Raw genomic sequence first — 18,912 nt, 5'->3', positions numbered from 1 at the left:
TCTATCATACCTCTTTCGTTGTAATGCTTTGATCTAGTTTTGTCAAAAGTTCTTTTAACTGGCGACAGTCGTCCTTTGTAAATGTACTGGGAATAATTTCTGTTACCGTTTGTTGCTTGGCTGTACATTGCTGTAGTTCTTGTTGTGCTTTTTCTGTTAAATGCACTAGCACTTCCCGATTATTTTCTGGATTTCGCTGTCGTGTCACATACTGTTTCTCTTCTAAAATTTTCAAGTGGCGAGTGACCGCACCACTATCGATTTTTAAGTGTTCTTGAATCTCCGTTTGAAGACACGGCTGACGTTCTTTTAAAATCATCAGCAACTCATAACGAGTCAAACTCAAGCCAACTTGCTCTTCAAAAACTTTGGTAATTTTTTGATCTAATACCTTTAACTGACATAATAATTGGCTGACTTCCCGTAATGATAACGACATAGTTTCCTCCTTAAAAAAATGACTCGTCAACAATTGACTAGTCAACTATAACTGTTTCTTTCTAAAAATGCAACCTTTTTTACAAGAAAAATAGAACAATTGACAGAGAGAAACTACAGTATTCCCCATCAACTGTTCTATTTTAATCAATCTATTTTTCGGTAACAGGTTCTGCTGATAACCGCTTAATCCCTAAACCAGTAAATGCACTGACCATTGAGAAGACAGGCGATAATAAGCTAAAGAAAACAAATGGTAAGTAAGTCAACGTTGGTACGCCAAAGGTCCCCGCTACGAAGCTACCTGCAATCCCCCAAGGAATGAGGTAGTTAATAACCGTCCCACCATCCTCCAAGGTTCTGCCTAAAACAGTCGGATCCAAGCCTTCTTTTTTGTAAACTTCTTTAAAGGCATTCCCTGGTAAAATAACCGATAGGAATTGTTCACCAATAAAAATATTTACGCCAATTCCTGTTAATAACGTTGATAAAATCAATTTCGGTGTACTGCTCATTTTCTGCGAAACAACTTCCATGACCGCAGAAATCAATCCTAATTCCATTAATAAGCCACCTAGAGACAACGTTAGAATAATAAGTGCCACAGTCGGCATCATGCTCATAATTCCGCCACGACTTAATAATTGATCAATTTGTGCGTTCCCCGTTTGAGAAACAAACCCATTTTCCAACGTGTTTCCTAATGCCTGCAACGATACTTTCGGATTTTGAATAATAATCATAATTACTGCCACAATAATGTTTAACAAAATCGTGATAATCGCTGGAATTTTGCGCCAGGCACAGATTAACATTAAGGCTAATGGTAACAATGACCAAATGGAAATGGTAAAGTGGTCTTCCAATACTTGAATAACTTGAACTACTTCTGTCAGACTTGTATTCGCGTACGTTTGCCCTAAAATCATAAACAAGATTAAAGAGATGATAAATGCTGGTACAGTCGACCACATCAAGTTTTTTATATGTTTAAACAAATCCGCTTCAACAATCGCTGCGGCTAAGTTTGTTGATTCTGATAAAGGCGACATTTTATCACCAAAAACTGAACCAGAAACAATCGCCCCCACAACTAAAGCAGGGTTTAATCCTAAGGTACTGCCAATACCGAAAAAGGCAATTCCAATTGTTGACATCACTGTAAAAGCACTACCTACTGCACTGCCGACAATCGCACAGACAATAAAAACTGACGGCACAAACCATTTAACACTAATCATTTTAAAACCAAAAACCATAATCGTTGGAATAATTCCTGCTTGAATCCAAACGGCAATCAATGCCCCCACTAAAATGAAAATAAAAATTGGAATAATCCCTGGCTTCAAGCCATCAACAATCCCTTTATGCATTTGATCAAATGGTACTTTACGAAACATTGCGTAGCCTAAAATCAATGCAATCACAAACAAAATAGTAATATTTGGCGATATCTTTAAGCCAATTACTCCTGTTGCAATAGCTGCCACAATAATTAATAACACGATACTTGCTTCTCGAACACTCACGGTCTTCTTTTTCTGTTTTTCTTTCATTTCGTTACTCTCCTCTAATCTTTTTTCTGAATACTCTGACATTAAAGGATCTTATGATAACGAATAACCCCTCCACAACTCATTGAAAACGCCTCCTAAAGCTACATAAAAAGAGAGATTCATCCTTAAAGAATAAGGACGAATCTCTCCGCGGTACCACCTTAATTAGAAGCTTACTTGCTTCTCGCTTATGTATTATGTAATTGTTACTACTTATTAGTGTAATTCACAAATAGACTTGATCGATTCGCAGCAACCATCGACTTTCTGAACAAAACATCTATTTCCTACTGGGCTAATAATTTATGAATCTCAATATACCAAGAAGAAACCGACTTGTCAACGAAAATAGTATAAAAAATTTTTTCACACGCCTACAAAAATTACTTTTTCTTTTTGTAAAAATAGAAAAGCGCCTCCGTTCTCACGAAAGCGCCTGTTAATTAATGGGTTGTGCCACCTTGTAGTTGAATATCTTCTTGCGTTTTTACTGCTGCTTCAATCATATAGAACAAAGAATCTGTGATTGCTTCTAATGACATAGAAGCAAACGTTGGTTTATCAATTGTTTGTTCTGGTAGGAACGGAACATGAATAAATCCGCCACGAATAGTTGGATATTTAGTGTTAATTAAGTGTAGTAAGTGATACATAATATCATTACATACAAAGGTTCCTGCTGTATAAGAAATCGCTGCAGGTAATTGATGGTCATGACAATTTTTTACCATCGCTTTAATCGGTAAATTTGTAAAATAGGCTGTTGCTCCATCTTCAACCAACGGCACATCGCTTGGTTGTTGTCCTGCATTATCCGGGATACGCGCTTCCGCTAAATTAATCGCCACTTTTTCAACAGTGACTGTTTGGCGGCCGCCTGCTTGTCCAACACAAATCACCATATCTGGTTGATGGGTTTCAATTGCTTCAGCCACTTTTTCACCACTAGTGCCAAAAACAGTTGGCACCTCAACTTTAATAATTTCAGCTCCTGCAATTTCAGCAGGTAATTTTTTGACTGCTTCAAAGGCAGGATTGATTGCTTCTCCTCCAAATGGATCAAAGCCAGTAACGACAACTTTCATTTCGATCATCCTTTCTTATTTGAATAGAATCATATAAACAATTTGGAAAATTAACATGAAAAGTGCAATCGGCAATTGATTTTTAATGACGCCGTACTTATCTTTCATTTCCAACATGGCTACAGGTACGATATTAAAGTTCGCAGCCATCGGTGTTAACAGTGTACCACAAAAACCACATGTTAAGGCAACCATCCCAACTAATGCGGGATCTGCACCTAAAGAAAAGACAAACGGCACACCAATTCCGACTGTCATCACGGTTATTGCTGCAAAGGCATTGCCCATGATAGCCGTAAAAATAACCATTCCCACAGCATAAATAATAATCCCTACATTGACATTTCCTGCCGGTACTACGGCACTAACTCCTTTTGAAATAATCTCACCAACACCAGCGCTAGTAAAAACAGCCCCTAAACAAGCTAATAGCATTGGCAACGTACTAAGAGGACCGACTGTTTCTAACATTTCCGCCGCATCATCAAAAAATACTTTCGGCGTATTATTTTTAGAAAAGAACATCATGATGAAAATCGCTACAAAGACACCAACACCGACACCGACTAAAGCTCCTAAAGTAGTCAATGTGGCAAAAAGAATTGCAAAAACCCCGATACTTAGTGCGGGAATAAAAATCTTCATTCCTAATTTTTGAGACATTTTTTCCATGTATTCTTTCGAAGGTAAGCGACTTTCTCCTTTTGTCACTTTTTGAAGAATTGCCGGAATTGTCATCACAAAAATAAGTACGCCACAGGCAACTGGTGGAATAAACCGACCAAAACCGATTAAGATCCCTAAGATTCCCCAGAATAAACTAGTCCCATACGCATGTTGATTGGTTTTATCACGAAAACTACGAAAACTTGTGTATAACAAGATAATCCCCATAAAAATATAAAGGACTTCCAATAACTTTGCACTCAAATCAATACTTGGATCTGTGAAAAAACTCATTTCAGTCCCTCCTGTCCATAATATTTTTTACGTAATCTTTTTTCTTTTAAAGTAAAGTAAATACTTGCCGAAATTAAGGCAACTAAGGCGACTGGTACTTCCACTAAAGCCAATTTACCTAATGTCACTTCATAGCCTAAATCTTTTAATGTTGATTGAACAAGTAATGCCCCAGCCCCACCAACAAACAGAACTTGACCAAAGAACCAACAGATATTTTCCATGGCTGAAGCCATCCCTTTTAGTTCTTCTTCATACTCTGGCACCATTGGTAAATTTTTTGATTCAATTGTTCCTAACGCCATTGGCAAAATAATCGGACGCACAAAACCTGCTACCCCACCAAAACTTACGTTAAAAGCGGCGAAGATAATCCGAAAGACACCATAAATGTCAATAATCACACCAGCAGATACCTTTTTGAATCGTTTAATCAACGTAGCCGCTGACTCTTTCAAGCCATTTCTTTCTAACGTTCCTGTTGCTAACATAATAATAATAAAGATAGCCATGCCTCGATTATTCACAAAGGTTGTTCCTAGTGTTTCTAGCATCGATGTCAAACCAAGCCCGCCAGTAAAAGCCGTCACTATTAAAGCAACCATCACAATCAAGATAGCATCAAATTTCAATGCGAAGCCGACAATGACGATCAATACGCCTAATAAAGGTAATAAATCCATCAAATCTCTCCTTCTTAAAATAAAATTTCACTTTCCATTATATGCCAATTTTCGCTCATTTGTAAGACTTTTTTAATTTTTAATGTTATTTTTTCTAAAGACACAGTTTCCAACACTTTTTAGAGCTACCACTCGCACTTTTTTCTTTTTTCCGCTAGAATAAAAGAAACAATAACATTGAGGAGGATTTTTATGTTCCAAACTTTTAGAGAAAATTTTCGGCGCCATACCCTATTGCGCGACGCCGTCTTTATCGTTATCGGAAGTGCCATTGTCTTTAATCCCGGTGCTTTCTTCCAGTTCGTCGGTTATTTAATTGCTGGTTATTTGATGCTTTTAGGGTTAATTAATATTTATGATGACTACAAAATAAAAAAACAAACGGGTAGCTGGGGACTTGGTTTCGTAACAGGTTTAATCTTTGTCGTCTTAGCAGTAGCCTTTTTATTTTTTGCACCAGTGATCGTTTCGATTCTGCCGTTTTTATTAGGGATTAGCATTGTTATAAACGGCCTCGTTCAATTGACTCTTGCTTTAAATACTCGTCAAACAGGCGCGCTTATCTACAGTATTCTGGTTTTAATCGCTGGAGCCGTTTTAGTTTTTAATCCCTTCAAAAGTCTCTTAGTTTTGATGCAAGTCTTTGGATTTATCCTGATTTTCATGGGTGTCATTGAAATTATTGGTCATTTTAGAAATAAAGCTTAATGAAAGGAGCAACTTATGGATAAAGAAAGTACCAAGTGGATCCGCTTTTTAGGTGGGAAAAATTTACTTTACACATTAACTATCCTTTGTCTAATTGCTGTAACTATCTTTTTATTCAACACTGTTTCATTTATCTTTAAACCAATTTTTGTTATTTTTAGTGCCGTCTTAGGCCCGGTACTTTTTGGTATTATTCTATTTTATTTGCTTAATCCAATGGTGAAACGCCTTGAGAAAAAAATTCCCCGTGTTTGGGCGATTGCGATTCTCTATGTCTTAATTATTGCATTACTAGTGTTAGTTGGACTGCAACTTTTCCCAATTATCCAAGACCAAACGGAAGAATTAATCAAACAATTCCCAAGTTTTTGGAAAAGCACGCTCCAAACAGTACAAGAATTTATGGCTAAAACACCTTTTGCAAAAGATTTAGAATCTGCTAATGAGTCGATTAATCAGCTCTGGGGCAAACTTGCAAACTCCTTTAAAGACTTTGCAGGGGATTACCTACAAACAGGCGCACAAGGTCTGGGAAGCGTCTTTTCTGCAGTCTCTTCTACTTTCCTAACCTTGTTTACAGGACCTATCATCGCCTTTTTCCTTTTAAAAGACAAAGAAAAGTTTTATCGCTTTGTAAAAGGCATCATTCCCCCAGCTTTTCGTCCTGATTTTGACGAATATAGCCAAATTGCCAACATTCAAATTGGCGATTATCTAAAAGGTCAAGTCATTGCTTCGTTGGTTTTAGGGATTATGTATTGGCCAGCTTTTCTATTAATTGGTTTACAATTTGGTAGCATTTTAGCTTTAGCTGCGGGTATTTTATGTATTATTCCTTATATCGGGCCATTTATTGCCTTTATTCCTGGATTGATTATTGCCTTTCAGGATTCCACATTTATGGTAGTTAAATTTGTTATCGTCTGGTTTGCCATCCAATTGATTCATGGTGATTTTGTTATTCCTCGTGTGATGGGCGATAAATTAAAAGTCCATCCGATTACTATTTTACTTGTCTTGTTAGTTATGGGTGAACTGTTTGGTTTAATGGGCGTTATTTTTGGGATTCCAATGTATTGCCTAGTTAAAGTGACAGTCATTTATTTATTCCGCAAATTCAAACAACGCTATAACCGCTTTTATGGTGACAACGGCGAGTATGAACACACGAATTTTACTAAAGATCAATATTTAAAATAATACAATGAAAAAACTGGGACATAAGCCGTTTAGACTTATGTCCCAGTTTTTTTACCATACTTCTCTAGCAATTTCTTGAAGTAATTGAACTTTGCGCCATTGTTCTTTCTCCGTCAAACGATTTCCTTCTTCCGTCGAAGCAAAACCGCATTGCGGACTAATACTTAAGTTTTCTAAAGGAACAAACTGTTGGGCTTCTTCAATTCGTGCTTTCACTTGTTCAGTCTCTTCTAATTCAGGAAACTTAGAAGTAACTAAACCTAAAACGACTTTGCTGCCATTATTTTGCCAATGTCTTAATGGTGAAAAGTCCCCTGCACGATCTGAGTCATATTCCAAGAAGAAACCATCATAATTCGTAGCAAATAATTCTTTTGCTATCGGTTCATAACCACCTGAAAATAACCAAGACGAAGCATGGTTCCCACGGCAAATGTGCGTGGTTACAGTTAAATTTTCTGGCTTACCAGCTAAGGCTTCATTAATAATCGTGGTACACACTTGTGCAATTTCTTCTGGCTGTATTCCTTTTGCTCGTAATTCTTCTTGTTTTGTCTGATCCGCTAGAAACGCCCAATTTGTATCATCAAATTGCAAATAACGGCAACCTCTCTCGTAAAAGGCCGCAATTGCATCTTTATATGTTTGTGCTAAATCCTTATAAAAATCACCAATTTCTGGATAAATTGTTTGAATGCGCGAGGTGCCATCGTTAGATAAAATTTCTTGACGTAAAATCATGGTCGGACTAGGGATCGTTGCTTTGGCTACCGTGCCATCACCAACTTCCACCACCTCTTTTAAAAATGAAAAGTCCTCTAAAAATGGATGTTGCGCAGGAAAAGATATTTTATCCACTACGCGGATATTATAGGCCGGAGCTGCTTTTCCATGAAAGGTTTGGTTATACCCCGTTTCTGGGATATAGCCTGTCACACCATTTAATCCTTCTAAGAAATCAATATGCCAAAAACCGCGACGAAATTCACCATCTGTGATTCCCCGTAAGCCGCCAGCTTTTTGTTTTGCTACTAATGCTTTGATTTCTTCATCTTCAATAAGACGTAGCTCTGCTTGAGATAAAGCACCTGCTTGGACCTTTTTCCGTGCTTTCTTAATTGTTTCTGGACGTAAAAAACTTCCCACATGATCAACTGTAAAAGGAATCTGACTACTCATTTGCCTCACTCTTTCCTATTTTTATTTATAAAAAAACGCCCTTTTACTAGCCGTAACTAGTAAAAGGGCGATTATTATCGCGGTACCACCTTTTTTCGGAAAGATGACTCTTTCCCTTCAACTGACAATCATAATCAGCGGTCTTGTTAACGAAAGACATTACGTTTTTGCCTACGTTTCGACAAAAATTCCTCCTAGGCCATTTTTCGATACAGACATCTAACTTTTTTCACCAACCAAAGTCTCTCTACCAGCTGTCTTGCATTTACTTTCCTATTCAACGGAAATTATTAGATTATAATTAGAATACCACGTTTAGCAAATTTGTCAACGGAGATGGATGAAATAGTAATGAAAAAAGCAGCTTCTTTTCAGAAGCTGCTTACGTCTATTTTTATCATTGCTGATTAGGCAGAGTGTCCTACGATTGTGCTACCTGAGTAACCAAAACCGACACGCGTAATACCTGGGTTAATTTCCCAATCACGGTGACCGCTACCTGAAGCTGTTACCATGTTTGTTTCATTGTACCACGCCATGATTACTGAGTTACCTGGCGCCCACATAATTGCGATAACTTCATCTCCACGAGACCAGTGATCATTTGGAATGCCACCTGCTTCAACTTGTGCTGCACGAGCAGTTGCAGAAGCTGCCAAACCTGCATCCCATACTACTGGACGTAAACCTAATGATTGACGTAGAACGTTCAATGCATTGATTGTTGGATCAGCAGAAGGCGCTGGTGTTGGTTGCTCTGGTTCTGGTGTTGGTGGTGTAACTGTTCCACCACCAGTTTGGCCACCATTATTTCCATTATCACTTGGTGTTGTAGGGTGTACTGGTTGTTCTGATGAAGAAGAGCCAGTATTTTCTGTTGCACTATTATCTGTACTTGGTGTAGTTGTTTCAGTTGTTTGTTGCGTGCTTGATTCAGTTGCTGAGCTTGAGCTTGCTGGTGCTTGCGCTTCTGTTGTTGAAGAAGAGGCAACTGGTGCTTCTGCTTTTACTTCAGCTTTAGCTTGAACTGGTTTTGCAGCAGCTTGTTTAGCTTTTTCAGCTGCAGCTTTTTGTTCAGCAGCTAAGCGTGCTTGCTCTGCTTCAGCAGCTGCTTTTTGTTTTTCTAAGCCAGCTTTAGAACTTTCAGCTGATGATTGTTCTAATGCTAATGAAGCTTTCATTACATTTAATTCAGATTGTTTAGAAAGTAAATCTTGACGTTTTGTTTCTAATTCAGCTTCTGTTGCTTCAAGTTGTTTCACTTTTTTCTCGTTTTCAGCTTTTTTATCAACAACAGCTTGTTTGTCTTCTTTTTGTTGTTGCATTAAGTCGTTGTTGGCACTTACGATTGTTGAAACAGCTTGAACACGGCTGATTGCATCTGCAACTGAGTCCGCATCTAAAACTGCATCTAGCATTGTTGTGCTTTGTCCATTAACTTGAACATCACGTGCTTGATTTTTGATTGCTTCGTTACGTTTTTCAATACGTTGATTCAAGTTTGTAATTTCTTGTTGTAATTGTTCTGATTTTGCTTTTAGTGTTTGCTTTTGTTCACGTAAAGCCATGCTTTCATCAAATACTGAAGATACTTCTGCTTCTAAAGAAGATACTTGTGAAGCTAAATCCCCTTGTTTTGCTTTTAATGATGAAATTTCTTGATTTTTTTCTTCAATTTTTTTATCAACATTGTCCGCCAAAGCGATGCTTGGGGTAGCAATTGCTGATAGCGTTAATGAACATAGTAATACTGATGCAAATAGACGTTTCTTCACTTGTCATTCCTCCGAATTAATTTCTAAAGTTTATTTAAAATATCTTAATCTTTTCTTACGACAAAAACATTCTACCACACCCATATTTCAATTAAGCAATAGAAATGTTACAAAAACATTTCAGATCACTCGTTCTTTCTCCATAATAGGTAAACTTACCTTTTGTAAGGCTTTTACACCTTGTCATGACTGGTTTTCACGTGTTTTCAATTGTTAAACAATTCTTCGATTTTTTTTCATATTTTTTCTTTTTTTATTCAAATTTTGCTTCTTTTTTGTCGATATATGCTTTTTTTCGTAAAATTAATCATTTTCCCTTCTTTTTATCAAACGTTTTTGTTACAAAATTCGTTATATTTTGGTAATGAACCAAGAAAAAGGCCGCTTCGTTGAGCTGCCTTTTATTGCTTTATTTAAAGAATTATTTTAGTTTCTCTGCTTAAGTAAATAGAATCCAGATAAACCTACCAACAAACCACCTAATAGTAAGAATACTCTTTGAAATTTCTGGGTTTCGTTTGTTTTTGGCAAATGTCTGTCATTGGGTGTAGCCTTCGTTATTTTTTTTGCTGTTGTGTTCGTCTCTGCTGAGAAATTATTATCCTTGAGTTCTGAGGTTGTTGTGGTAGTTTCTACAACAATTGGTTTTTCAGCACTCGAATTTGTTGTAGCAGTCTCAGAACTTAAAGACTCATTCGTACTTGTATCTGTTGTGCTGGAAACAACTCCTTTACGACGATTTGTAAGGATAAATTCATCCTTTGTCTTTGTCATTATACTGTCAAATTCAGCTGGCACGTTCACTTCTTCTATCTGATATACAAAGTCTTCACCCCTGTTATTAAACTTTGGTAATGCTACTTCTGCGCCATTAACCGTTACTTGATTAATCAGCTTTTGATAGCCTTCTTTTTTGGTTAGTTGCATGACTTCTGAAGTAGACCAAGCAGCTTCTTCTGTTATCGCTTTTCGAGTTACTTGATATTGAATTGCTTCTGGAATTTCTTTTTCTGCAATATTTTCCCAGTTCTTAATCAATTTTAATTGTACAGTAGGTGCTTTAATTGCTGGAATCGGAAAATCAACTGCTTCTTCTTCTGGAGTTGGTTGTAACGTAGTACGATCATTACATAAAAACCATGTATCTCCTTTAAAATCATTTGTTTCTGTGTTCAATCTAATCTGATAAGTTAATGTTAAACGTTCGTTCTTTCCTAATGAAATAGTAGAAATATGGAGCACTTGATTTTCTTCTGTAACTACGACATCAGTCAATAAGTCACTAGCCTCTGACCATTCACCCGTTGGCATTTTTCGCCAACCTTTTAGTTGGTAGTTATCTTCTGTGAAATTCCCAGCACCTTGTAAAAGAATATTTTCTCCCATTGGATCGATAATGAGCCCCTCATGGATAGTATTATTGATACTCCCAGCTAATTCTTTCAGTGCAGTGCCCAAACCAGATAAATTTTCATCAATAATCAAATAATTTTTAGGATCAGAAGCTATATTCCTACTAATATACTCTCCTCTTAACGAAGGATTAGCTGCAATTGAATAATAAGTATCTCCTGATTTTTTTAGAGAAACAATGGTTCCTAACGTATTATCTGTCACTGTTGTACTGTTTGTTTGGATAGCGTTAGCATCAGTAGAAGCACTGTTACTTGTATAGTACTGATTGGATTCTGTTTGAAACTCTTCCATGTAGGACGATGTATGGTAACCGTTGTAATCGATAATTTCACCATTATTGGGATAGCTTTGAGCATTTTCTCTAGGTAAAAAACTAGCATTTGCACTACCATCACCAATATGAACCAACATCTTTTTTGCATTTGGACGACTTTTTTCAGCCAATAAACGTTGCCCTTCTAGCAAGCCTTTTTGCATAAACGTACCTGAATGTGGCTCGGCTGTATTTCTTAAAAAGTCTTCTAAGTCATTCATGTCTGTAGAAAAATCCGCGGTGGAGTAAGTTAGTCGATTATAGGCAACGATACCAATTCGAACATGACCATCTGTTAATGAATCTGAAAGTTCTTCGCCGAATTGTTGCAAGCCTTTCAAAGCGTTGTTTAATTTTTCACCTTTCATTGATGAAGAATAGTCAATCACTAACACTAGATCAATAGGGCTTTCTGTCTGATTTCCTTTTACATCTAAAGTCACATTAAAAAGCCCTTGCTGGCCTGTTACAGCCGCCACACTTTTCTTCAAATAAGCTTCATCTCCATAATTCACATATTTTTCTTCGTCAAATGTCGCTTCAGGGGCATGACCATAATCATAATTGTTTGTGTCTCCCTCACTAATTCCGTTCGTTAAATAATGACCTTGTTCGTCATTTTTATAGTTAAAATTGTATGTTTCTGCGGAAACGTCTATACTAAAAATAGTCATTAGGAAAAAGAACATAAATAAAAATAAGGTTGTTTTTTTCAATTTTTTTAACTCCTTTGTGGTAAGTAATTTCTCATTCAAATGAAATTTGAGCGATATATGTAACTTACTACAGAAATAACTTTTAAGGAGACAAAAAAATGTACTTGTTAAGTACATTTTTTTAAACAATCGAATAAAAAACAAGTTATACTTATTTTAACAAAAAGAATCGAACCAATTGGAGAAGAATAATGGAAATATTAGACACTTTTTTCGGCTCAGAAGTTAAAAAGGAATTGGATTTACTGCGTTTGTTGTACCATAAAAAAAACTTTATTCGTATTGAAACACTTAGTCAATTGTTACAAATGGATCGACGTTCAATCAATAAATACTACGAATCCTTAATTAATAAACCTTATGTGTTGGCTAATAATTGTTCACATATTTTCTCTGCCGAGCGGGGTAAAGGCTATTGTTTCATGGGGTCAAAAAAAGAATATAAAATTTTGACGAAGCAAATTTTGCAAAGTAGTCCGTATTTTACATTGCTCGAAAAACTATTCTTTGAAAGTAATGTTCATTTAACAAAATTTAGTATGGACCAATTCTTATCCGAATCAACTGTTCGGCATAAGGTTGCTGAGTTAGATACCATTTTAAAAACCTTTGATTTTTCGATCCAGAGAACCAAAGGCGAGATTCGTTTAGTTGGTGCTGAACCACGCATTCGTTTTTTCATGATTGCTTTCTATTGGCGCGTTTTTTCTGGTCTCGATTGGCCATTTGCTGACGTTTCGCAAACAAAATGTGAAACCCTTGCGAAAGAACTGATTGCTTTAGGCTATTTTCCAGCTAATCAATTGAATATGAAACTTATTTGTTATATTTTAGCGGTAAATATTATTCGTTATCGAAAGGGATTCCAGACAAATTTCCTGCTTTCTGAATCTATTTCTTCTTTATCTGATGAAGATCAAGAAGTACTGCTTCAATTTGTTGATACTCATCATCTACTAAAAGAACATTTAGAAAATCAATTAACGAACGCCTTTCTGTTACCCAAGAGTGAAAGTCATCTGATTTTTTTATTTCTATTAACAAATACAACAGTACAACTCTCGAACAAACACTTTACAGATTTAATCGAACCTAACCGACCTTTTTCAGAGACGAATTCTTTTATTAAAAAGATTCTTCACTCCCTTGAAACAGAAAACCCTCATGCCTTTGAAACGACAAAAAACAGGGTCTTATTCACAAAACAATTAGTGGCTGGCCTTCTTTTCGTAGAGTTATTTGAACAAATGGATTTTACACTTACTGGCTACAATATTAAGAAGTATTTATTACAAAATTTTGCTCATTTATTTGAGCATGCACAAAAGATAGTCACCGAGCAAGACATCTATGTTTCGAACCCAGCTAAACAAACTGGCTTAGGCCTTCAATTATCGATGGCCTACACGTTAATTACTGCTCCAACAGCTTTCAATCAAACAATTCACATAAAAATAGAAACAGACTTACCTACACCGATTGAAGCGATTATCATTCAACGAATTCGTGAAACGTTTGCAAGTTTCTATCACCTTGCAATTAATCAATTGTCTGAAGAAGATAGGTACGACCTTTATTTAAGCACTACGCCTTTGCTCCAAGTAAAACAAGCTGCACCATTTTTATTAATTAATGCGCAAGTTTCTTTATCTGACTTACTAGCGATTCAAGAACAATTAGTTCGGTTGGTAGCAAAGAAATGATTTAATTCTGTTAATAAATAGAACTCGTGGAACAAAAAAATAACTAAAACAGGATCAATCAAACACATCTTTACCTTTATCAAAAAAAGCTCAAAATGTTAGTTTTGACAACTAACATTTTGAGCTTTTTGTTTTTTTCTTAACGAATGATTTCGACTTTTTTGTCTGTCTTGACTGTAACACGGCCGTTTTTAATAACATATAACCGTTCTGGAATATCAATAATCGCATGTTCAACCACTTTTGTGTCTAATAAGACTAAATCTGCTTTATTCCCAACTGCGACACCGTATCCTTCTAGTCCCATCGCACGAGCAGGACTTGTTGTTACCATTGGTAGCACTGTTTTTAAGTCATCCGCTCCACCTAGGTGCCCAACAGGAATGGCTAGCATCGCTGTTTGAACAATATCCCCTGTGCCATATGGTGTAAAAGCATTGCGAATATTATTTGTAGCAATACAGACATTCACGCCACCATCGCGTAATTTACGAATTGGCGTAACCGCACGTCGAACATTGTACTGATCACCACGAGCCCCTAAATGTAAATCCGTTGCTGGTAAAGCCATCACGCTAATATTTGCTTCCGCCATTTTTGCAATAATAGGCGCCAATTCTGCTTCAGGTAAGGCATGCAATGCCGTTAAGTGGCCCACTGAAACACGGCCTTGGTAGCCTTCAGCAATGGTTTTTTCACATAAATATTCAATACTCATATCATCAGCTTCATCGGCAAAATCTTGGTGTAAATCTACATCTTTATCATATTTTTTAGCAATTTCAAACACTAAATCAATATGTTCTTTCGCTGGTGCATCATTATAAGGAATACCGCCGACAATGTCTGCGCCCATATCCATTGCTTCATACATCATTTGTTCTGTTCCAGGGGCTTTAAAAATTCCTTCTTGCGGAAATGCAACTACTTGCATGTCAATTAACTCTTTGTATTCTTCTTTCAAACGCATAATTGTTTTGAAGCCAGTAAAACCTTGCGCTGGGTCAAATTCTGCATGCGTTCTTAACGCCGTGGTTCCATGAACGATTAACATTTCTAAGGCACGTTTAGCACGGTCGTAAATGTCTTCTTCGGTAAATGTTGGTTTTAATTCTGCGGTTACTTCAATCGCTTCTTTCAACGTACCTGATTTATTTGGTTTACGATCAGCGATTAATGCCTTGTCCAAATGTAAATGGCTTTCTACAAAACCTGGGATTAAAACACGACCATCTGCTTCGATGACTTCTTTGGCATCGCCAGTAATAACTGGGGCGATTTCAATGATTTTTCCTTCTTTAATAGCTACATCTTGTAATGCTTCACCGTCTTGAAGACGAACTTGTTTAATTAATAAATCCATGTTTTCCACTCCCTAAATTGTTTTTTATCCAAAGATTAAACCGATAACTAATAATAGTACAGAGGCAATACTTAACCATTTCACGTTTCCTTTAACAACATCCAAAATTGGAATTTGGAAGCCTGAAGATAAAGCTTGCATAGTAATATTAACGAAACTCATTTGACTACCTAAACCAACACCCATTGCTACAAAACCTAATGCTAACGGCGGGAAGTTCAACGATACAGCAACTGGTAGCACTAAAGTTAAAACAGAACCTACGTAGGCCCCAGCTGGAATCCCAATTAAAATCCCTGTTAAAATAGCAACTGGCACGACAATAAAGGCTGGTGCATTTTCAGCAACACCTGCGATTACAGCAAACGTTCCTGTTTCCGCAATAACATTAATAAAGGCTAAGAAAATCCCTACTTGGAATAAACGAGTCAAAATATATGTAGACCCATCTACCATCGCTTCGACAGATTTGTTCATTGAGAAATCTGTACATAAGAAAATTAAAACTAATGTTAAAATCATGTATACAAGTGGCGTAAAGAAGGCAAAACCAATTAAATCATTCACAATTGGTCCAAAAATTACAGCAAACAATAAGAAAATGGCTGGCAAGGTAATTTTAAATAATTCACCATTGCTCTTTTTATCAAATTCATCATCTGCCGACTCTTTAAAGCCAACATTTCTATGTTTCGTTCCCCAAAAGGCTAAAACAATCGCTAATGCTACGAAGAATAACCAGTAAGGTCGCATGGTTGAAACATATGAACCGACACTGATATCGCCTAATTTTGAAACAATACTTGATTCTAATGAAGCGGGTGATGTTGTAAATGATACCGCAGCAGCTAAAGACATTGCTGCAATTAATTCAGGAACAACGCCAACTGCAGCAAAGGCCAATGGCGCAATAACCATCGCACTTCCGCCACCAATTCCTGACATATATGTGGCTGCGGCTAATAAGATAACAATAAAAGCTGAAACATACTCGACTTTTCCTTTTGTGCCTCGTTTGGCTAAAGTTAATGCAGCTGAATAACTACCTGCTTTAAAGACCGCCATCGCAACAGCTGAATTAATGATGGGAACGGTAATTCCTAACATCATCGGGATAGCTTCCAACATCTGTTTATTCGCTTCTTCTAGTCCAATGCCACCAATCAGCATCGCTAAGATGCCACCAATTAAACCAGCGATAATCATATCGACTTTCATAAACAATAGAACCAAAACAACAATCAATGGAATAATCACAACTAATGCCATGATTCCTGTCGGGGCAACTACATCCCCAATCTCATCAGCAAAGGCCGCAACTGGCACAAAAATACTAACTAAGAATGCAAAAATAAGTGCTACTTTTGACGATTTTTTCATTTTACTTTCCTCCAATAGAAAGAAGGCGAGAGCAACGCAGTAGCGAATACTCTCTGCGCTCCTCATTATTTGGCAAAGGCACCTTGCCCGCCATATTTATCGTAATGTACAATCTCACTAACTAAATAATCATAAATACTTTGTGGAATTTCAATGCCTTCTGACATGGCTTTTTGATAGTTTAGCTGACCAATTTCTCCTGGATAGTAAACTTGTTGAAACCCTTCTGCTGTAGGCACACTATGAAGTTCTTCCACCATTTGATTAATATTTTCTTTAAATCGTTCAGAATCTGTAAAGCGGCTTGGATCAATGACTAAAAACATCTGACCCAGATTCCGTTTCTCCGTTAAATCCGCATACATGGAGCTGACATGTTTGCCAAAAGGTAAGCCTAACAACGAACCAGCTAAGACATCGACCATCATCATTAGTCCATATCCTTTTGGTCCTGAAATCGGCAATAAACCTCGTACTTCATAAGGATCAGTCGTTGGCTGGCCTTTTTCGTCTACTGCCCACGTGTCGGGAATTTCAACATCTCTTGAACGTGCATCTAAAATTTTCCCCCACGCCTGTACTGTCGTAGCCATATCAAACACGACTGGTTCATGACCTGCTCTAGGTGCTGCAAAAGCGATTGGATTTGTCCCAAAATAATTGCTTGTACCACCAAACGGTACCACCATTGGATCAGATTGACACATCGAAAGAGCAACCATGCCTTGTTCCGCTGCTTTTTTAACATAATACGATAACGTCCCGCTATGACTCGTTTGAGAAATGCCAACATATGCTAACCCTGATTCTTTGGCTAGGTCAACTGCAGCAGCTAATGCTTCGTTACAAACAAATTGACCCACGCCATTATCGCCATGAAAAATGGCAGTGGACGGTCCAGTTTTTTCAAATGATAATTCGGGGTCAATCGTGATCCCGCCTTTTGCAATCCGTTCCGCATAATAATCCATACGAACCGCACCATGTGAATGAATACCGCTAGCATCTGCAAAAGTTAAATGTCGAGCAACTTCTTCGGCATGTTCAGAATGTAAACCAGCAGCTTCTAATTTTTGTTTCATCAGCTTTTCTAATTTCTCCGGTGTAACGACAACCATTTCTTCCATTGCGCTTGCTCCTTTATCATTAATCTTAAAAAAGGGAAAGAAAACAAGTGATTTTCTTCTTCGTCCTTGCATTTCCTCCCCTTTTTTCACTACTTATTGCTACTGTTAAAGACAGTATAGTCAATTTCATCCACTGATTTTGCAACTAGGATAGCAGAGTAAACATCTGAATTGACATTTAAAATTGTTCGTAACATGCCAACAAACCATTCGACGCCTGCAAAAATTGCAATACTCTCAATGGGTAAACCCATTTGCGGAACAATCACTGCCAGTGAGACTAAGCCCGCACCGGGAACAACTGCGTTTGCTAGTGAGACAAACGTTGCTGTAATTGCTAAGTAAATCATTTTCGTAATATCAAACTCTAGCTGATACATCTGAGCGATAGTCATTACAGTAAAAGCCATATGCATCGCTGAACCGTTACTGTTTAATGACATACCTAACGGCAACACTAAGTTAGTAATTCGCTTACTTAAACCTAATTTTGTTTCTGTTTCTTCCAAAGCTACTGGTAAAGTAATTGCTGAAGAAGTTGTCGCCAAGGCCATCACAGACATATTTTTCATGTTTGTAATTAAACGTAGTGGACTTACTTTACAGTACAATGTGATAACCAAAATCCAGATGCCCAAAAATAAAATAGTTCCTAATCCATAGACCAATAGATACTTCACTAACGGTAAAATAATTTGAAGGCCTAAGTGACTAATTGTTGAAGCAATTAAAGCAAAAATCCCCAGAGGTGCTAGATACATGACGTATCGAATGACTGTAATGATAACTTCATTAAAGTCCACAATTATTTGGAAGAGTTGTGTCTCTGGATGGCTTTGTAAGTATTTATTCAGTGCTAAACCAAAAAATAATGCAAAGACAATAATTTGAATAATCGATCCTTGAGTCAGTGAATCAAAAATATTTTTCGGAACGAAATTTAAAATCGTATCAGTGATTGAGATTTCTTGCGCTTTAATAGAAGCATCTTGGAAGCCAGTCATTTTAACACCGTATCCTGGATTAAAAATGACTGCCATTAGTACGCCCCATAAAGCGGCAGCTAAGGAGGAAATCCCGAAAACAGCGATTGTTCTACCCCCAAGGCTCGTTAATTCTTTTGGATTAATACTGCCAACTGCTTGGACAATTTGCCCTAAGATCAAGATAGGAATAGCCATTTGCATCAGTCGCAAAAAGACATCTCCAACTATTTTCAAGTAATTGCCGCTAGCAGGAATCAAGAGTCCTACGAGGATTCCTACGACAACAGCAATTGCAATTTGGGTGATCATGGACGGTTTTTTCAT

General features: G+C 37.1%; 16 protein-coding genes and 2 other annotated features. Of the genes, 4 read left to right on the top strand and 12 right to left on the bottom strand.

Annotated elements, in window-relative coordinates; genetic code table 11:
* Nucleotides 1-4 precede the first annotated feature (4 nt).
* The 5 genes from IGL90_RS01605 to IGL90_RS01585 all read right to left on the bottom strand — a co-directional run bounded on the left by IGL90_RS01605 (nucleotide 5) and on the right by IGL90_RS01585 (nucleotide 4,722).
* On the bottom strand, nucleotides 5-439 hold the full coding sequence (locus IGL90_RS01605; protein ID WP_002362972.1) for a MarR family winged helix-turn-helix transcriptional regulator: 435 nt from the start codon (nucleotides 437-439) through the stop codon (nucleotides 5-7).
* A gap of 151 nt (nucleotides 440-590) precedes the next feature.
* Complete coding sequence (gene nhaC / locus IGL90_RS01600; RefSeq protein ID WP_048737123.1) at nucleotides 591-2,036, bottom strand: Na+/H+ antiporter NhaC; 1,446 nt, start codon at nucleotides 2,034-2,036, stop codon at nucleotides 591-593.
* An 89-nt stretch (nucleotides 2,037-2,125) separates the two neighbouring features.
* Nucleotides 2,126-2,301 (bottom strand) — a binding site (T-box leader).
* Nucleotides 2,302-2,437: 136 nt separating this feature from the next.
* Nucleotides 2,438-3,079 carry a pyroglutamyl-peptidase I gene (gene pcp / locus IGL90_RS01595; protein WP_002355269.1) on the bottom strand — a complete coding sequence of 214 codons (642 nt, stop codon included), beginning with the start codon at nucleotides 3,077-3,079 and terminating at the stop codon, nucleotides 2,438-2,440.
* Nucleotides 3,080-3,094: 15 nt separating this feature from the next.
* Nucleotides 3,095-4,039, bottom strand: a complete 945-nt coding sequence (locus tag IGL90_RS01590) for a DUF979 domain-containing protein (protein WP_002355267.1) — start codon at nucleotides 4,037-4,039, stop codon at nucleotides 3,095-3,097.
* Nucleotides 4,036-4,722: a DUF969 domain-containing protein gene (locus IGL90_RS01585; RefSeq protein WP_002355265.1), complete on the bottom strand. Its 687-nt coding sequence runs from the start codon at nucleotides 4,720-4,722 to the stop codon at nucleotides 4,036-4,038. Before IGL90_RS01585 ends, IGL90_RS01590 begins: the two co-directional genes overlap by 4 nt.
* Before the next feature lie 192 nt (nucleotides 4,723-4,914).
* On the opposite strand from IGL90_RS01585, the gene IGL90_RS01580 reads away from it, so the two are divergent.
* Both IGL90_RS01580 and IGL90_RS01575 read left to right on the top strand, forming a co-directional pair.
* Nucleotides 4,915-5,430: an HdeD family acid-resistance protein gene (locus tag IGL90_RS01580; RefSeq protein ID WP_048737125.1), complete on the top strand. Its 516-nt coding sequence runs from the start codon at nucleotides 4,915-4,917 to the stop codon at nucleotides 5,428-5,430.
* Between the two features lie 15 nt (nucleotides 5,431-5,445).
* A complete protein-coding gene (locus tag IGL90_RS01575; protein WP_048737127.1) occupies nucleotides 5,446-6,630 on the top strand; it encodes an AI-2E family transporter in 1,185 nt (394 codons plus the stop codon).
* A 51-nt stretch (nucleotides 6,631-6,681) separates the two neighbouring features.
* Here IGL90_RS01575 and IGL90_RS01570 read toward each other — a convergent pair whose 3' ends face one another.
* Both IGL90_RS01570 and IGL90_RS01565 read right to left on the bottom strand, forming a co-directional pair.
* Entirely contained in the window at nucleotides 6,682-7,809 is a 1,128-nt protein-coding gene (locus tag IGL90_RS01570; RefSeq protein WP_048737129.1) for a 5-methyltetrahydropteroyltriglutamate--homocysteine S-methyltransferase, read from the bottom strand.
* A gap of 60 nt (nucleotides 7,810-7,869) precedes the next feature.
* Nucleotides 7,870-8,099, bottom strand: a binding site (T-box leader).
* Nucleotides 8,100-8,216: 117 nt separating this feature from the next.
* Nucleotides 8,217-9,584 carry a PcsB-like coiled-coil domain-containing protein gene (locus IGL90_RS01565; protein WP_002370200.1) on the bottom strand — a complete coding sequence of 456 codons (1,368 nt, stop codon included), beginning with the start codon at nucleotides 9,582-9,584 and terminating at the stop codon, nucleotides 8,217-8,219.
* A gap of 185 nt (nucleotides 9,585-9,769) precedes the next feature.
* Here IGL90_RS01565 and IGL90_RS01560 point away from each other — a divergent pair, with 185 nt between their 5' ends.
* Nucleotides 9,770-9,949, top strand: a complete 180-nt coding sequence (locus IGL90_RS01560) for a hypothetical protein (protein WP_033627607.1) — start codon at nucleotides 9,770-9,772, stop codon at nucleotides 9,947-9,949.
* Nucleotides 9,950-10,010: 61 nt separating this feature from the next.
* Here the strand turns inward: IGL90_RS01560 and IGL90_RS01555 are convergent, their stop codons facing one another.
* Nucleotides 10,011-12,146 carry a VWA domain-containing protein gene (locus IGL90_RS01555; RefSeq protein WP_053084802.1) on the bottom strand — a complete coding sequence of 712 codons (2,136 nt, stop codon included), beginning with the start codon at nucleotides 12,144-12,146 and terminating at the stop codon, nucleotides 10,011-10,013.
* Nucleotides 12,147-12,220: 74 nt separating this feature from the next.
* Here IGL90_RS01555 and IGL90_RS01550 point away from each other — a divergent pair, with 74 nt between their 5' ends.
* On the top strand, nucleotides 12,221-13,732 hold the full coding sequence (locus tag IGL90_RS01550) for a helix-turn-helix domain-containing protein (protein WP_048737131.1): 1,512 nt from the start codon (nucleotides 12,221-12,223) through the stop codon (nucleotides 13,730-13,732).
* 139 nt (nucleotides 13,733-13,871) lie between these two features.
* On the opposite strand, the gene IGL90_RS01545 is transcribed toward IGL90_RS01550, so the two are convergent.
* From IGL90_RS01545 to IGL90_RS01530, 4 genes are all read right to left on the bottom strand, one after another.
* Nucleotides 13,872-15,095: an amidohydrolase family protein gene (locus IGL90_RS01545; protein ID WP_048737132.1), complete on the bottom strand. Its 1,224-nt coding sequence runs from the start codon at nucleotides 15,093-15,095 to the stop codon at nucleotides 13,872-13,874.
* 24 nt (nucleotides 15,096-15,119) lie between these two features.
* Entirely contained in the window at nucleotides 15,120-16,541 is a 1,422-nt protein-coding gene (locus tag IGL90_RS01540) for a hypothetical protein (RefSeq protein WP_025192776.1), read from the bottom strand.
* Complete coding sequence (gene allD, locus IGL90_RS01535; protein WP_010777368.1) at nucleotides 16,541-17,602, bottom strand: ureidoglycolate dehydrogenase; 1,062 nt, start codon at nucleotides 17,600-17,602, stop codon at nucleotides 16,541-16,543. Before allD ends, IGL90_RS01540 begins: the two co-directional genes overlap by 1 nt.
* A gap of 89 nt (nucleotides 17,603-17,691) precedes the next feature.
* Complete coding sequence (locus IGL90_RS01530) at nucleotides 17,692-18,912, bottom strand: dicarboxylate/amino acid:cation symporter (protein ID WP_002361159.1); 1,221 nt, start codon at nucleotides 18,910-18,912, stop codon at nucleotides 17,692-17,694.

Origin of the sequence: Enterococcus sp. DIV1307a, assembly GCF_050537425.1 — a bacterium.
GTDB lineage: Bacteria > Bacillota > Bacilli > Lactobacillales > Enterococcaceae > Enterococcus > Enterococcus faecalis.
The sequence above is the reverse complement of the archived record's forward strand: the minus strand, read 5'-3'. Positions and strand labels throughout refer to the sequence as shown.

Coding starts and splice junctions, on each gene's coding strand:
- IGL90_RS01605 (WP_002362972.1), bottom strand. CDS start 439: ATGTCGTTATCATTACGGGAAGTCAGCCAATTATTATGTCAGTTAAAG.
- nhaC (WP_048737123.1), bottom strand. CDS start 2,036: ATGTCAGAGTATTCAGAAAAAAGATTAGAGGAGAGTAACGAAATGAAA.
- pcp (WP_002355269.1), bottom strand. CDS start 3,079: ATGAAAGTTGTCGTTACTGGCTTTGATCCATTTGGAGGAGAAGCAATC.
- IGL90_RS01590 (WP_002355267.1), bottom strand. CDS start 4,039: ATGAGTTTTTTCACAGATCCAAGTATTGATTTGAGTGCAAAGTTATTG.
- IGL90_RS01585 (WP_002355265.1), bottom strand. CDS start 4,722: ATGGATTTATTACCTTTATTAGGCGTATTGATCGTCATTGTCGGCTTC.
- IGL90_RS01580 (WP_048737125.1), top strand. CDS start 4,915: ATGTTCCAAACTTTTAGAGAAAATTTTCGGCGCCATACCCTATTGCGC.
- IGL90_RS01575 (WP_048737127.1), top strand. CDS start 5,446: ATGGATAAAGAAAGTACCAAGTGGATCCGCTTTTTAGGTGGGAAAAAT.
- IGL90_RS01570 (WP_048737129.1), bottom strand. CDS start 7,809: ATGAGTAGTCAGATTCCTTTTACAGTTGATCATGTGGGAAGTTTTTTA.
- IGL90_RS01560 (WP_033627607.1), top strand. CDS start 9,770: ATGACTGGTTTTCACGTGTTTTCAATTGTTAAACAATTCTTCGATTTT.
- IGL90_RS01555 (WP_053084802.1), bottom strand. CDS start 12,146: ATGTACTTAACAAGTACATTTTTTTGTCTCCTTAAAAGTTATTTCTGT.
- IGL90_RS01550 (WP_048737131.1), top strand. CDS start 12,221: ATGGAAATATTAGACACTTTTTTCGGCTCAGAAGTTAAAAAGGAATTG.
- IGL90_RS01545 (WP_048737132.1), bottom strand. CDS start 15,095: ATGGATTTATTAATTAAACAAGTTCGTCTTCAAGACGGTGAAGCATTA.
- IGL90_RS01540 (WP_025192776.1), bottom strand. CDS start 16,541: ATGAGGAGCGCAGAGAGTATTCGCTACTGCGTTGCTCTCGCCTTCTTT.
- allD (WP_010777368.1), bottom strand. CDS start 17,602: ATGGAAGAAATGGTTGTCGTTACACCGGAGAAATTAGAAAAGCTGATG.
- IGL90_RS01530 (WP_002361159.1), bottom strand. CDS start 18,912: ATGAAAAAACCGTCCATGATCACCCAAATTGCAATTGCTGTTGTCGTA.